This window comes from Mycobacterium sp. TH-M103 (assembly GCF_057473785.1).
Window position 1 is genome coordinate 1 of record NZ_JBYCLG010000281.1, and the last position, 13,939, is coordinate 13,939.

The 13,939-nt window shown below is 69.2% G+C and carries 14 protein-coding genes; 8 read left to right on the forward strand and 6 right to left on the reverse strand.

The features are described 5' to 3' along the window. Positions 1-92 precede the first annotated feature (92 nt). Together AC2VOR_RS15905 and AC2VOR_RS15910 are read left to right on the forward strand one after the other, a co-directional pair. Positions 93-809: an acetoacetate decarboxylase family protein gene (locus AC2VOR_RS15905; RefSeq protein ID WP_369736767.1), complete on the forward strand. Its 717-nt coding sequence runs from the start codon at positions 93-95 to the stop codon at positions 807-809. Next, entirely contained in the window at positions 806-1,999 is a 1,194-nt protein-coding gene (locus AC2VOR_RS15910; protein ID WP_369736768.1) for a cytochrome P450, read from the forward strand. Before AC2VOR_RS15905 ends, AC2VOR_RS15910 begins: the two co-directional genes overlap by 4 nt. Before the next feature lie 57 nt (positions 2,000-2,056). Here AC2VOR_RS15910 and AC2VOR_RS15915 read toward each other — a convergent pair whose 3' ends face one another. Beyond that, on the reverse strand, positions 2,057-2,896 hold the full coding sequence (locus AC2VOR_RS15915) for a hypothetical protein (RefSeq protein ID WP_369741411.1): 840 nt from the start codon (positions 2,894-2,896) through the stop codon (positions 2,057-2,059). A 105-nt stretch (positions 2,897-3,001) separates the two neighbouring features. Continuing rightward, positions 3,002-3,844, reverse strand: coding sequence for a crotonase/enoyl-CoA hydratase family protein (locus AC2VOR_RS15920; protein ID WP_369736769.1), 843 nt, complete (start codon positions 3,842-3,844; stop codon positions 3,002-3,004). A gap of 34 nt (positions 3,845-3,878) precedes the next feature. On the opposite strand from AC2VOR_RS15920, the gene AC2VOR_RS15925 reads away from it, so the two are divergent. From AC2VOR_RS15925 to AC2VOR_RS15940, 4 genes are read left to right on the forward strand one after another with little or no spacing between them, the layout of a single operon-like run. Further along, complete coding sequence (locus tag AC2VOR_RS15925) at positions 3,879-5,531, forward strand: acyl-CoA synthetase (protein WP_369736770.1); 1,653 nt, start codon at positions 3,879-3,881, stop codon at positions 5,529-5,531. Continuing rightward, positions 5,528-6,301: a fructosamine kinase family protein gene (locus AC2VOR_RS15930; protein ID WP_486964095.1), complete on the forward strand. Its 774-nt coding sequence runs from the start codon at positions 5,528-5,530 to the stop codon at positions 6,299-6,301. The genes AC2VOR_RS15925 and AC2VOR_RS15930 overlap by 4 nt, the downstream gene beginning before the upstream one ends. An 11-nt stretch (positions 6,302-6,312) precedes the next feature. Further along, the gene (locus AC2VOR_RS15935) at positions 6,313-7,137 is read left to right on the forward strand and encodes an amidohydrolase family protein (protein WP_369736772.1); all 825 of its coding nucleotides are present in this window, start codon (positions 6,313-6,315) and stop codon (positions 7,135-7,137) included. Beyond that, positions 7,134-8,681: an acetolactate synthase large subunit gene (locus AC2VOR_RS15940; RefSeq protein ID WP_486964096.1), complete on the forward strand. Its 1,548-nt coding sequence runs from the start codon at positions 7,134-7,136 to the stop codon at positions 8,679-8,681. Before AC2VOR_RS15935 ends, AC2VOR_RS15940 begins: the two co-directional genes overlap by 4 nt. Here AC2VOR_RS15940 and AC2VOR_RS15945 read toward each other — a convergent pair. From AC2VOR_RS15945 to AC2VOR_RS15960, 4 genes are read right to left on the reverse strand one after another with little or no spacing between them, the layout of a single operon-like run. Beyond that, entirely contained in the window at positions 8,667-9,371 is a 705-nt protein-coding gene (locus tag AC2VOR_RS15945) for a serine hydrolase (RefSeq protein ID WP_369736774.1), read from the reverse strand. The two genes, AC2VOR_RS15940 and AC2VOR_RS15945, sit on opposite strands and share 15 nt — an antisense overlap. A 3-nt stretch (positions 9,372-9,374) precedes the next feature. Beyond that, positions 9,375-10,889, reverse strand: a complete 1,515-nt coding sequence (fadD17, locus tag AC2VOR_RS15950; RefSeq protein ID WP_369736775.1) for a long-chain-fatty-acid--CoA ligase FadD17 — start codon at positions 10,887-10,889, stop codon at positions 9,375-9,377. Between the two features lie 8 nt (positions 10,890-10,897). Further along, entirely contained in the window at positions 10,898-11,995 is a 1,098-nt protein-coding gene (locus AC2VOR_RS15955; RefSeq protein WP_369736776.1) for an acyl-CoA dehydrogenase family protein, read from the reverse strand. A 32-nt stretch (positions 11,996-12,027) separates the two neighbouring features. Further along, positions 12,028-13,206 (reverse strand): acyl-CoA dehydrogenase, encoded by a 1,179-nt coding sequence (locus AC2VOR_RS15960; protein WP_369736777.1) that lies wholly within the window; start codon positions 13,204-13,206, stop codon positions 12,028-12,030. Positions 13,207-13,388: 182 nt separating this feature from the next. On the opposite strand from AC2VOR_RS15960, the gene AC2VOR_RS15965 reads away from it, so the two are divergent. After that, complete coding sequence (locus AC2VOR_RS15965) at positions 13,389-13,580, forward strand: ferredoxin (protein ID WP_369736779.1); 192 nt, start codon at positions 13,389-13,391, stop codon at positions 13,578-13,580. A 45-nt stretch (positions 13,581-13,625) separates the two neighbouring features. Beyond that, positions 13,626-13,939, forward strand: a 314-nt coding sequence (locus AC2VOR_RS15970; RefSeq protein ID WP_486964097.1) for an SDR family NAD(P)-dependent oxidoreductase, incomplete at its 3' end; no start/stop codon positions are given.

Sequence of the window (13,939 nt, forward strand, 5' to 3'; positions counted from 1 at the left end):
CGGTAAGCCGTGTGCGGGAAAACCGCATGCACGGATTGAAAGGGGGATGGGGAAACGGGTCTGCTCTGCGGACACCGCGCCCCTGACTACCAATGACAGCCTCCCAGCACACCATCGCGGGCACGGTACTCACCATGCCGGTGCGGATCCGTCAGGCGACGCAGCACATGGCGATGTTCTCGGTGGACGCCGACGCGGCCCAGCGCCTGATCGACTACAGCGGGCTGCGGGTGTGCCGCTACCTGCCCGGGCGCGCGATCGTGGTGCTGATGCTGATGCATTACATCGACGGCGACCTCGGCCGGTACCACGAATTCGGCACCAGCGTCATGGTGAACCCGCCGGGGTCGCGCGCGACCGGGCCGCGTGCCCTACAGGACGCCGGCGCCTTCATCCACCACCTGCCCGTCGACCAGGCGTTCACGCTGGAAGCGGGAACCAAGATCTGGGGTTACCCGAAGGTCATGGCGGACTTCACCGTTCGCGAGGGTCGGACGTTCGGGTTCGACTGCAGTGTGGACGGGCAGTTGGTGATCGGCATGGAGTTCGGGCGCGGCCTGCCGATCCGGCTGACCCCGCGCCACCAGGCGCAGCGCACCTACTCCCACCGCGACGGCGTCACGCGCGAGACCTCCTTCGAGCACACGCTGAGCGGCGTGCACACCCGCCCCGGTGGCGTGCACGTCCGGCTCGGCGATCACCCCTACGCCAAAGAGTTGGCGTCGCTGGGCCTTCCGAAGCGTGCGCTGGTGTCGACCTCCGTGGACAACGTACAGATGACCTTCGGTGACGCTCAGGAGATCTCATGACCATGACTCGACCCGACGTCGACCTGACCGACGGGACCTTTTACGCCGGTGACTCCCGGCCCGTCTACAAGTGGATGCGGGAGAACGAGCCGGTGTTCCGCGACCGCAACGGGCTGGCCGCCGCGTCGACGTATCAGGCCGTGATCGACGCCGAGCGCAACCCCGAGCTGTTCTCGAATGCCGGCGGCATCCGTCCCGACCAGCCGGGGGTCGAGATGATGATCGAGATGGACGACCCGCAACATCTGTTGCGCCGCAAGCTCGTCAACTCCGGCTTCACCCGCAAGCGCGTCAAGGACCAGGAGTCCAAGATCGTCGAGCTGTGCGACACGCTGATCGACGCGGTCTGCGAGCGCGGCGAATGCGACTTCGTCTGGGATCTGGCCGCGCCGCTGCCGATGGCGGTCATCGGCGACATGCTCGGCGTGCGCCCGGAGGAACGCGAGATGTTCCTCAAGTGGTCCGACGACCTGGTCGGCGCGTTGAGCAGCACCGCCGCCGAAGCCGACGTCCAGGTCACCATGGACGCGTTCGCCGCCTACAGCGAATACATGATGGGCATGATCGGGGCCCGCAAGGAAAGCCCGACCGACGACCTGGTCAGCGTCCTGGTGCACGCGGAGGTCGAAGGCGCGCACCTCGAGGACCACCAGATCGTCACCGAGGTGCTGCTGTTGCTGATCGGCGGCGACGAGACGACACGGCACACGCTCTCCGGTGGCACACGCCAGCTGCTGGTGCACCCCGACCAGCACCAGCGTCTGGCGGCCGACCTGAGCATGCTGCCCAACGCGATCGAGGAGATGCTGCGCTGGACCGCGCCGGTGAAGAACATGGCCCGCACCATCACCGCGGACACGGAATTCCACGGCACCGCGTTGCGCCAGGGCGAGAAGATCATCCTGCTGTTCGAGTCGGCGAACTTCGACGAGAAGGTCTTCGAGAACCCGGAGAATTTCGACATCGAGCGCTACCCGAACAACCACCTGGCGTTCGGCTTCGGGACGCACTTCTGCCTGGGCAACCAGCTCGCCCGGCTCGAGCTGTCGATCATGCAGAGCCGGCTGTTGCAGCGTCTTCCCGACATGCGGCTGGCGTCGGACGCGGCGCTGCCGCTGCGCCCGGCGAACTTCGTGTCCGGCCTCGAGAAGATGCCGGTCGTCTTCAGCCCCGCCGCGCCGCTGGGCTGACCCCGCGCGCCGAGAGTGAAACTGTTGCGAAAAAACGGCTTAAAACTCGCCACAGTTTCACTCTCGGCGATCCCATGCCGCTGATACCCGTCCGATTGCCCCACCCGGGGTGTCTTCGGCTGTAATCCGGACGTCGATCCAGCCCAATTCCGCGAGGGCTTCGGCGCGCCGGATGTCATGGTTGAACCGCCGTCGATCGGTGCGGTGGTGATCGCCCTCGTAGTCTGCGGCGATCTTCACCTCCTCCCAGCCCATGTCGCAGACCGCGACCAGCTGGCCGTATCGGTCGCGCACGGGAATCTGCGTGCGCGGACGGGGAAAGCCGGCCCGGATGAGCAAGAGGCGCAGCCAGGTTTCGCGCGGTGACTCGGCGCCGGCATCGACGAGATCCAGCGCGCAGAGCGCCCGCCGGATGCCTCGGCGTCCCTTATAACGCTCGGCGAGTAGCTCGACGTCTGCCATCTTCAGGCGGGTCGCCCGGGCGAGGCCATCGATCAGCGCGACCGCCTTGTCTACCGGATAGCGCGACGCCAGGTCGAGGGCGGTGCGCGCCGGCGTCGTCACTGGCATTCCCTTGAGCGTCGCGACCTCGTCGTCCTCGATGCGATCGGCCCAGGTGCGGATTTGCGCGGGGGCATGCCGATTCTGGTAGATGAGTTCGGCGGGTGCATTCCCGTCGATCCACTTGGCGCCGTGCAGCGCCGAGGCCGAGCGGCCCGCGACGATGCCGCGCCGCCGGGACCACAACCAGGCGGCCTCGGCGCGCACCACGGCGGTGATCTCGGTATCCCGCGGCACGTAAACGTCGCGGTGGATCGCCGTGAAGCTGCTGCGCAGCGCGTACGGCGTAACGCGACCCGAGGCGACGGCCTCGCTACCTAGGAATGGCCCCACCATGCGCGCGAGTGTGCCGTGTGGGGCCGACACCCCGCCGAGCGTGAAACTGCCGCGAGAAAAATCCGAAAAATCGGCAACAGCTTCACGTTCGGCGCAGCGAGGGGGCTACTTGTTCTGGAAGTTGGGCTTGCGCTTCTCGGCGAACGCCCGCGGGCCTTCCTTGGCGTCGTCGGACAGAAACACCTTGATCCCGATCTGAGTGTCGATCTTGAACGCCTCGTTCTCGTGCATGCCCTCGGTCTCGCGGATCGCGCGCAGGATCGCCTGCACGGCCAAGGGGCCGTTGTTCTCGATCATGGCCGCGATCTCGAGCGCCTTGGTCAGCGCCTGCCCATCGGGGACGACGTAGCCGACCAGTCCAATCTCCTTGGCCTCGGCGGCGGTGATGTGGCGGCCGGTCAGCAGCAGGTCGCACGCGACGGTGTAGGGGATCTGCCGCACCAGGCGCACCGCCGAGCCGCCCATCGGGTACAGGCTCCACTTGGCCTCCGAAATGCCGAACTTGGCGCTCTCGGCCGCGACCCGGATGTCGGTGCCCTGCAGGATCTCGGTGCCGCCGGCGATCGCGGGCCCCTCGACCGCCGCGATCAGCGGTTTGGTCAGCCGGCGCCCCTTCAGTAATGCGTCGATGCGCGACGGGTCGTAGCTGCCGTCCTTGAACGACTCACCCGGCGGCTTCTTGGTTGCTGCCTTGAGGTCCATGCCGGCGCAGAAGTAGCCGCCGGCGCCGGTCAGGATGCAGCACCGGATGTCCGGGTCGTGGTCGACGCGGTCCCAGGCTTCGACCATGATCTGCATCATCTCGGTGCTCAGGGCGTTGCGGGCATGGGGCCGGTTCAACGTGACGATCAGGGTGTGACCGTGCTGTTCGACCAGCGCGTCCGGGCCGGTCTGTTCGTTTGCTGGAGCCTCCGTCACCGCTACCGCCTTCCGGTCCACAATGGGCATGAGCTTGTCAAGAAATGTAACACGTTCTAATTTGGTGGCCGTGGCCCTGAATATTGCCGATCTTGCCGAGCACGCCATCGACGCTGTGCCTGACCGTGTCGCCCTGATCTGCGGCGACGAGAAGCTGACCTACGCCGAACTGGAGGAGAAGGCCAACCGCCTGGCGCACTACCTGATCGATCAGGGCGTGCAGAAGGACGACAAGGTAGGCCTGTACTGCCGCAACCGCATCGAGATCGTCATTGCGATGCTCGGCATTGTCAAGGCCGGCGCGATCCTGGTCAACGTCAACTTCCGCTACGTCGAGGGCGAGCTGCGGTACCTGTTCGACAACTCCGACATGGTCGCGCTGGTCCACGAACGCCAGTACTCCGACCGGGTGGCCAACGTGCTGCCCGACACGCCGAACGTCAAGACCGTCCTCGTCATCGAGGACGGCAGCAATAACGATTACCACCGTTACGGCGGCGTCGAGTTCTACTCGGCGATCGCGCAGGGCTCACCCGAGCGCGACTTCGCCGAGCTGGTGGGCGAGCGCAGCGCCGACGACATCTACCTCCTGTACACCGGCGGCACCACCGGCTTTCCCAAGGGCGTGATGTGGCGTCACGAGGACATCTACCGGGTGCTGCTCGGCGGAACCGACTTCGCCACCGGCGAATTCGTCAAGGACGAGTACGACCTGGCCAAGAGCGCCACCGCCGGTCCGCCGATGATCCGCTACCCCATTCCGCCGATGATCCACGGCGCCACGCAGTCGGCCACCTGGATGTCGATCTTCTCGGGGCAGACCACCGTGCTGGCACCGGAATTCAACGCCGACGAGGTGTGGCGCACGATCCACGAACACAAGGTGAACCTGCTGTTCTTCACCGGCGACGCGATGGCGCGGCCGCTGCTGGACGCGCTGAACAAGGACCACGGCTACGACCTGTCGTCGCTGTTCCTGCTGGCCAGCACCGCGGCGCTGTTCTCGCCGAGCATCAAGGAGCGCCTGCTGGAATTGCTGCCCAACCGGATCATCACCGACTCGATCGGTTCCTCGGAGACCGGCTTCGGCGGCACCAGCATCGTCGCCAAGGACGCGCCGCATGCCGGGGGCCCGCGGGTGACGATCGACCACCGCACCGTCGTCCTGGACGAGCAGGGCAACGAGGTCAAGCCCGGCTCGGGGGTGCGCGGCCTGATCGCCAAGAAGGGCAACATCCCGGTCGGCTACTACAAGGACGAGAAGAAAACCGCCGAGACGTTCAAGACGTTCAACGGCGTGCGCTACGCCATTCCCGGCGACTACGCGCTGGTCGAGGAGGACGGCAGCGTCACAATGCTGGGCCGCGGGTCGGTGTCGATCAACAGCGGCGGCGAGAAGATCTACCCCGAGGAGGTCGAGGGCGCGCTCAAGGGTCACCCCGACGTCTTCGACGCCCTGGTGGTCGGGGTGCCGGACCCGCGGTACGGCCAGCACGTGGCCGCCGTCGTGCAGCCCCGGCCGGGCGCCCGGCCGTCGCTGGCCGAGCTGGACCGGTTCGTGCGTTCCGAGATCGCCGGATACAAGGTGCCGCGCAGCCTGTGGCTGGTCGACGAGGTGAAGCGGTCGCCGGCCGGCAAGCCCGACTACCGCTGGGCCAAGGAACAGACCGAGGCGCGGCCCGCCGACGAGGTGCACGCCGCCCACGCCAACGCTTGAGCGACTTCATCAAACGCAACCCGGACGCCCCCGCGGGCTTCTTCGCGTGGGAAGCCGCCGGTCTGCACTGGCTTTCCGGGGTGGACAGCGGGGTGCCGTGCGCGCGGGTGGTCGCCGTCGACGAGTCGAGCCTGACCCTGCGCCGGCTCGAGTCGGTGCCGCCCGGCCGCGAGGCGGCCCACGCGTTCGGCGCCCGGCTTGCCCGCACCCACGACGCCGGCGCCGCCGCGTTCGGCGCGGGACCCGACGGATGGGACGGGCCCGGGTTCTTCGGGCCGTTGTCGCAGCCGTTGCCGATGTCGCTGCGGCGCCACCAACGCTGGGGGCAGTTCTACGCCGACGCGCGGCTGACGCCGATGGCCGAGCTCGCGGCTTCGCGGCTCGAGGACTCGACCCGGGCCGCGATCGACTCCGTCATCGCGCGTTGCCGGGCCGGTGACTTCGACGACGACGCCCCCCCGGCGCGCCTGCACGGCGACTTGTGGAGCGGCAACGTGATGTGGACACCCGACGGGGTGGTGCTGATCGACCCGGCCGCGCATGCCGGTCACCGGGAAACCGACCTGGCGATGCTCGCGCTGTTCGGTTGCCCGCACCACGACGCCGTCCTCACCGGCTTCCAGGACGTGCGGGGGCTGCGGCCCGGCTGGCGCGGCCGCGTGGGGCTACACCAGCTCTACCCGCTGCTGGCCCATGTCGTGCTGTTCGGCGGCGGGTACGCGCAGCAGACGGACGCCGCCGCCCGGGCCGCGCTGGCCGCTGAGGGCTAGAGTCGATCGCGATGACCATCGACGTGTGGATGCAGCATCCGACCCTGCGGTTGCTGCGCAGCGACATGCTGGCGTCCCTGCGGCGCTGGACGGGTGGCGCCATCCCCGACACCGAGATTCCCATCGCGGCGACGGTAGAAGCCATGGACGCCGCGAGCGTGGACCTCGGTCTGCTCAGCGCCTGGCGTGGGCCGGGCGGCCAGGACCTCGTCTCCAACGACGAGGTCGCCGACTGGATCGCCATGTATGCCAAGCGATTCGGCGGACTGGCGACGGTCGACCTGGGCCGTCCGATGGAGGCGGTGCGCGAATTGCGGCGGCGCGTCGGCGAGGGCTTCGTCGCCCTGCGCGTGGTGCCCTGGTTGTGGGACGCTCCCCCGACCGACCGGCGCTACTACCCGCTGTTCGCCGCCTGCGTGGACCTCGGTGTCCCGTTCTGCACCCAGGTCGGGCACACCGGCCCGCTGCGGCCGTCGGAGACCGGACGTCCGATCCCCTACATCGACCAGGTCGCACTCGACTTCCCGGAGCTGGTGATCGTCTGCGGACACGTCGGCTATCCGTGGACCGAGGAGATGGTCGCCGTCGCCCGCAAGCACGAGAACGTCTACATCGACACCTCGGCCTACACCATCAGACGGTTGCCCGACGAGCTGATCAGGTTCATGAAAACCGGTACCGGACAACGTAAGGTCTCGTTCGGCACCAACTACCCGATGATCACCCCCGCGCACGCGCTGGCCGGGCCCGACGACCTCGGGCTCACCGACGAGGGGCGCCGCGACTTTCTGCACGACAACGCCGAGCGCGTATTCAGACTGGAGGCGAACAGGTGAACGGTGCGCAGGCCCTGATCAACACCCTCGTCGACGGGGACGTCGACGTGTGCTTCGCCAACCCGGGCACCTCGGAGATGCACTTCGTGGCCGCACTGGACACCGTTCCCCGAATGCGCGGCGTGCTAGCGCTTTTCGAGGGTGTCGCCACCGGTGCGGCCGACGGCTACGCCCGCATCGCCGACCGGCCCGCGGCGGTGCTGCTGCATCTGGGACCCGGACTGGGCAACGGACTGGCCAACCTGCACAACGCGCGCCGGGCCCACGTGCCGATGGTGGTGGTGGTCGGCGACCACGCCACCTACCACAAGAAGTACGACGCCCCACTGGAATCCGACATCGACGCGGTCGCGGGCACCGTCTCGGGCTGGATGCGCCGCACGGGTGACGTCGCCGGCGTCGGCGCCGATGCCGCCGAGGCGATCGCGGCCAGCCGGTCGGGCGCCCAGATCTCGACCCTGATCCTGCCCGCCGACGTGTCGTGGTCCGACGGCGCGCAACCCGTCGCGCCGGAGCCCGCGCGCGCTCCGGCCACCCCCGCGTTGCCGTCGGAGGTGCTCGACGTGCTGCGCTGCGGGGAGCCGGCGGTGCTGATGATCGGGGGAGACGCCACCCGTGCAAGGGGTTTGGCCGCGGCCGCGCGGATCGCCCAGGCGACCGGTGCCCGGCTGCTGTGCGAGACGTTCCCGACGCGGCTGGAGCGCGGCGCGGGCGTGCCCGCCGTCGACCGGCTGGCCTACTTCGCCGAGGCCGCCACGGCTCAACTCGACGGCGCGAAGCACCTCGTGCTCGCCGGTGCCAAGTCGCCGGTGTCGTTCTTCGCGTATCCGGGCATGCCCAGCGACCTGGTGCCGGCCGGCTGCCGGGTGCACACGCTCGCCGGGCACATCGGCGCGGCCGACGCGCTGGAGGCGCTGGCCGAGGAGGTGGCGCCGGGGACGGTCGCGCCGGTCGCGGCGGCGTCGCGCCCGGAGTTGCCGACCGGCGCGCTGACGTCGGCGTCGGCGGCCGGCGTGATCGGGGCGCTACTGCCCGAACGGGCGATCGTCGTCGACGAGTCGAACACGTCGGGCCTGCTGCTCGCCCAGACCACCGCCGGGGCGCCTGCCCACGACTGGCTGACTCTGACCGGCGGCGCGATCGGCTACGGCATCCCGGCCGCGGTGGGCGCCGCGGTCGCCGCGCCTGACCGCCCGGTGCTGTGCCTGGAGTCCGACGGCTCGGCGATGTACACGATCGCCGGACTGTGGACCCAGGCGCGGGAGCACCTCGACGTGACGACCGTGCTCTACGACAACAGCGCCTACGACATCTTGCGGGTCGAGCTGCAACGCGTCGGCGTTGGGAACGCACCCGGGCCCAAGGCCCTGGATCTGCTCGACTTGTCGCGCCCGGCAATCGATTTCGTGAAGATCTCCGAGGGCATGGGAGTGCCGGCCCGCCGCGTCACCACCTGCGAAGAGCTCGCCGACGCCCTGCATGCGGCGTTCGCCGAGCCCGGGCCGCACCTGATCGACGCGGTGGTGCCGTCACTGTTCGGTTAGCGCGTGGCCGACGAGCCAGTCCGTCGTCGCGTCGAGCGCTTCGACCGCGGCGTCGAAGTCGCGGGCTTCGGCCGCCAACGCCACCCCCACCGGCCCCGTCTCCGTCGGGACGATCCCGAACTGGCGGGCCAGATAGTTCTCCTCCTCGACGCCCGGCCCCCAACCACCCTTGGCGGCAAAGCCTTTCGCGGCCAGGCCCCACCGCTGGTGGGCGGCGAGGCGGTGCATCAGGTCCACGACCGGGCCCGCTTCATCCAGTTGCGACAGCCGCGCGGCGAACCGCGCCTGTCGGCCCAGCGGCCACCGTGTCTGGCCGAACGCGGTGTAGCCGTGCCGAAGCCGTCGTGACTCGACCACCGTGGCCGTATCGCCGGCCGCGGCGATGACCGCCCGCACCTGCCGGGCGGCGTCCGCCGGCTCGCCCAGCCGGGACCACAACTGCTCGGCCGCGGGATTGTCGGATTCGGTGATCGCCTTGACGACCAGGTCATAGGCGCCCGACGGATCGCTGCGCAGGGCCGCGACCGCCAGCGGCACCTTGATCGTCGACCACGCGACACCGGCCGACCAACGGCCCAGCGACAGGGTCCGGCCCGGCCGGGCGATCGCGACGCCGACTTCGGCCGACACGGTCACGGCAAGCCGCTCGAAGCTCGCCTCGAGCTCACGTTCGGTAGACCGGGAAGTCATGGGCTACCGGCGAATCCGCCACACCGGGTCGCCGCAGTCGACCCCCTCGGCCGTCAATTGACGCTTGAGCACCTTGAATGTCACCGTCCTCGGGAGCTCGGCGCTGACCCGGACATACGACGGCCACTGCTTGGGCCCCAGATCGGGCTGCCCGGCGAGGAATGCGCGGAACTCCTCGGGGTCGAACGCCTCCCCCGGCCTCATCACCAGGGCGGCCATCACCTGGTCTCCGACTATCGCGTCGGGCACCCCGTACACCGCCACCTCGGCCGCGCCCGGGTAACGCAGCAGCACCCGCTCGATGGGGGCCGCGCCCAGGTTCTCGCCGTCGACCCGCATCCAATCGCCGAGCCGCCCGGCGAAATAGGCGTATCCGGCGTCGTCGCGGTAGGCGAGGTCGCCGCTGTGGTAGACCCCGCCGGCCATCCGCGCGGCCTCGGCGTCGTCGTCGTTGTAGTAGCCCTCGAAACGGCCCGGCCCGGCGGTGTTCACCAGCTCGCCGACCACTCCCACCGGGCACGGTTCGCCGGTGTCGGGGTCGATGATCTGGAGCCCTTCGGTGAGCGGGCCCAGCGCGCCGGCGGGCGTGTCGGGGGTTCGGGCGATGGCCACCCCGCCTTCGGTGGAACCGAACCCGTCCTGCACGGCACAGCCGAACCTGCGCGCGAAGCGCTCGATGTCGGCGGGCACGCCCTCGTTGCCGTAGACCGCGCGCAGCGGGTTGTCCGCATCGTCGGGGTGTTCGGGAGTGGCGAGCACATACGACAGCGGCTTGCCCACGTAATTGGCGTAGGTCGCGCCGTAGCCGCGGACGTCGGGCAGGAAGTTCGACGCGGAGAACTTGCGCCGCAACGCCATCGAACCCCGGCACGCCGCCGCCACCGACCACCCCACCAGCAGCGCGTTGGAGTGGAACAGCGGCATCGAGACATAGCAGACGTCGTCGCGGCCGAGATCGAAGCGCTGCGTCATGGTCGCGCCGGCGATGGCGACCTTGCCGTGGCTGCACTTGACCGCCTTCGGCTCGCCGCTGGTGCCGGAGGTGAAGATCAGCATGAACAGGTCCGTGGCCGAGGCGGACCGGAAGCCTGGCTCGGCGTCCGCGTGGGCGGCGACCTCGTCGGTCCACTCGCTCGAATCGACGTCGACGTGCTCGATATCTTCTAGTACCGCAGCCGAATTCGCGTCGGCCAGCACCAGCTGGCAGTCCGCCCGGCCGATGTCGCGGGCCAGCGCCTCGCCGCGGCGCACCGGATTGAGCCCCACCGGCACGATCCCCGACATCCCGGCGGCGACCAGCATGGCCGAGAAGAACGGGGTGTTCTCCAGCAGCACGCCGACGTGCGGGGGACGCGCCGGGTCGAGGCGCTCCCTCAGCGCCGCGGCGACCGCCGCGCCGTGCCGCAGGTGATCGCGCCAGCTGGTGAACGACTCCTCGAAGTAGACGCCGCGGTCGTCGATCTCGGCCAGCGGTCTGAGCAGGTCGGTGACGGTCAGGTCAGTCGGAACCTGGAGCACCGTCGCACCTAGGCCGGGGTTTCCGCCAGCTCGCGGCCTATGCGGCGCAGCTGGCCGGTGGCCCCGCCCAGGGCGAACTCGGTCTCCTTGGCGGCCAGGAAGTAGCGGTGCACCGGGTGGTCGGTGTCGACACCCACCCCGCCGTGCACGTGCACGATCGTGTGCGCCACGCGGTGCCCGGCGTCGGCGGCCCAGAACGCCGCGCTGGCGACGTCGATGTCGGCGGGGATGTCCTCCGACACCCGCCAGGCCGCCTGCGTCAGCGTCAGCCGCAACCCCTTGACGTCGATGTAGCCGTCGGCCAGGCGTTGCGCCACCGCCTGGAAGCTACCGATCGGGCGGTCGAACTGTTCGCGGGTGCGCGCGTACTCGGCGGTCATCTGCAGGCCCCGCTCCAGCACGCCAAGCTGGAAGGCGCTGGCGCCCAGAGCCGCCAGCGTCTCGAGCCAGGTCACCGCTTCCGGTCCGCCGACCATCCGGGTGCCGTCGATCTGGCTTCCATCGAGCGCCAGGTGCCCGACGCAGCCGCGGCCGGTGGTCTGGATCGCGGTCACCGAAACGCCCGGGTCATCGGCGGCGACCAGGAAAACCGCCGTGCCGGAATCGGTTTCGGCCGGAACGAGGAATGCGTCGGCCACGGGGCCGAAGCCGACCTGGGTGCGGGTACCGGTGAGCCGGTAGCCGTCGCCGGCGCGGGCCGCCCGGACCGGCCCCTCGCCCATTTCGCCGTGCAGGGCGACGGTGAGGACCTTCTCGCCGTTGACCGCCGCGACGCCCCACTGCTGCTGCAGTTCCTCGGTCCCGAAGCGTGCGAGCGCACCCGCGGCCAGCACGATCGAGTCGAGATAGGGAACGGCGGCCAGTTGATGGCCCAGCGCGACGAGTACCGCGACCTGTTCGAGCACGCCGAAGCCGTCACCGCCCAGCTGCGTCGGCGCCGCGCTGGTCAAGATGTCGGCGTCGACGAGCTTGCCCCACAGCTGCCGGTCGAACCGGTGATCCAGCCCGTCGAGCTCACGGTGATGCTCGGGCGTGCACACCGAGTTCACGATCGTGTCGACCAGGCCCCCGAGGTCGTTCGCCGCTTCGGTTGTCGTGAAATCCATGGATTTTCGTCCTTCTCGATGCTCGGCGGTGCTTAGCGGCTTCGGGGCAGGCCGAGGGCGACCATGCCGATGATGTCGCGCTGGACTTCGTTCGTGCCGCCGCCGAAGGTCAGGATCAGGCATGCCCGGTGCATCCGCTCGACCCGCCCGCGCAGCAGCGCGCCGGGGGAGTCCTGGCGCAGCGTCGCCGCGGTGCCCAGCACCTCCATGAGCAGCCGGTAGGCCTCGGTGGCCAGTTCGGTGCCGAACACCTTGGCCGCCGACGCGTCGGCCGGATTGAGCGAGTCGCCGGCCGCCGAGGCGAGTTCCCAGTTGATCAGCTTGAGCACCTCGGCCTTGGCGTGCACCCGGGCCAGGTTCAGCTGCACCCACTCGGAGTCGATGAGGCGGCCACCGCCGGCGTCCTTGGTGTTCTGCGCCCACTCGCGAACCTCGCGCAGGGCCAAAAAGATCGGCTGCGCCGACACCAGGGCGACCCGCTCGTGGTTGAGCTGGTTGGTCACCAGCTTCCAGCCGCCGTTCTCCTCACCGATCAGGTTCGTGACCGGCACCCGCACGTCGGTGTAATAGGTGGCGCTGGTGTCCACGCCGGCCATGGTGTGCACGGGCGTCCAGGAAAAGCCCTCCGCGGTCGTCGGCACCACCAGCATCGAGATGCCGCGGTGCTTTTTGGCCTCGGGATTGGTGCGCACGGCCAGCCAGACCCAGTCGGCGTAGGCGATCAGGCTGGTCCACATCTTCTGGCCGTTGATCACGTAGTCGTCGCCATCGCGCACGGCGCTGGTGCGCAGGTTGGCCAGGTCGGTGCCGGCTCCGGGCTCGGAGTAGCCGATCGAGAAGTGCAGCTCCCCGGCCGCGATCTTGGGTAGGAAGAACTTCTTCTGCTCGTCGGTGCCGAACGCCATGATGGTCGGCGCCACGCTGTTGATCGTCAGGAACGGCACGGGCACGCCGGCGATGGCGGCCTCGTCGGTGAAGATCAGCGAGTCCATCGGCGAGCGGTCCTGGCCGCCGTACTCCTTGGGCCAGTTCAGGGTGAGCCACCCGTCCTTGCCCATCTGCGCAACGGTGTCGCGATACGCGGTTCCCGTCCCGACCTCGCCCTGTGTGGAGGTCAGCGCCTCGCGGCGCTCCGGCGTCATGAGCGCGGTGAAATATGACCGCAGCTCGCGACGCAGCTCCTCCTGTTCGGGGGTGTAACTGATGCGCATTCCAGCTGTCCTTTGGCTAGGCGTGAGAAGCCGGCCGGCCACCCGTTCGTCTTCCCGGTTGTAACACGTTCTAGTCTGGGAATCCAGCGACCGTTTCCCCAGACCTACCGGGGCCCCTATGGTGTAGCTACATACCGACGGGGCATGTGCTCATAGTGCAGGCCAGATTCGAGGAGGGTACCGTGCGGGTGATCGTTGATCGTGATCGGTGCGAAGGCAATGCAGTGTGCCTGGGAATCGCGCCGGACATCTTCGACCTTGACGACGACGACTACGCCGTCGTGAAGCTTGACCCGATTCCACCCGACCAGGAGAGTTTGGCCGAGCAGGCGATCGCCGAATGCCCGCGAGCCGCGCTCCTACGCGGCGAATGACCCGGGCGCGACGCCGGGCGACTCGAAACTAGAGGTATTCATAAATTGACTAGCAGCACGAACGCGACCGATCTCTCCGGGAAGGTCGCGGTGGTCACCGGTGCGGCCGCGGGCCTGGGGCGCGCCGAGGCGCTCGGCTTAGCCCGCCAGGGCGCCACCGTCGTCGTCAACGACATGGCCGGCGCCCTGGACGCCTCCGACGTCATCGACGAGATCGGCACCGCCGGGTCCAAGGCGGTCGCCGTTGCCGGGGACATCAGCCGACGCGCGACCGCCGACGAATTGGTTGCCTGCGCCGACAAGCTCGGCGGGCTGGACATCGTGGTCAACAACGCCGGGATCACCCGGGACCGGATGCT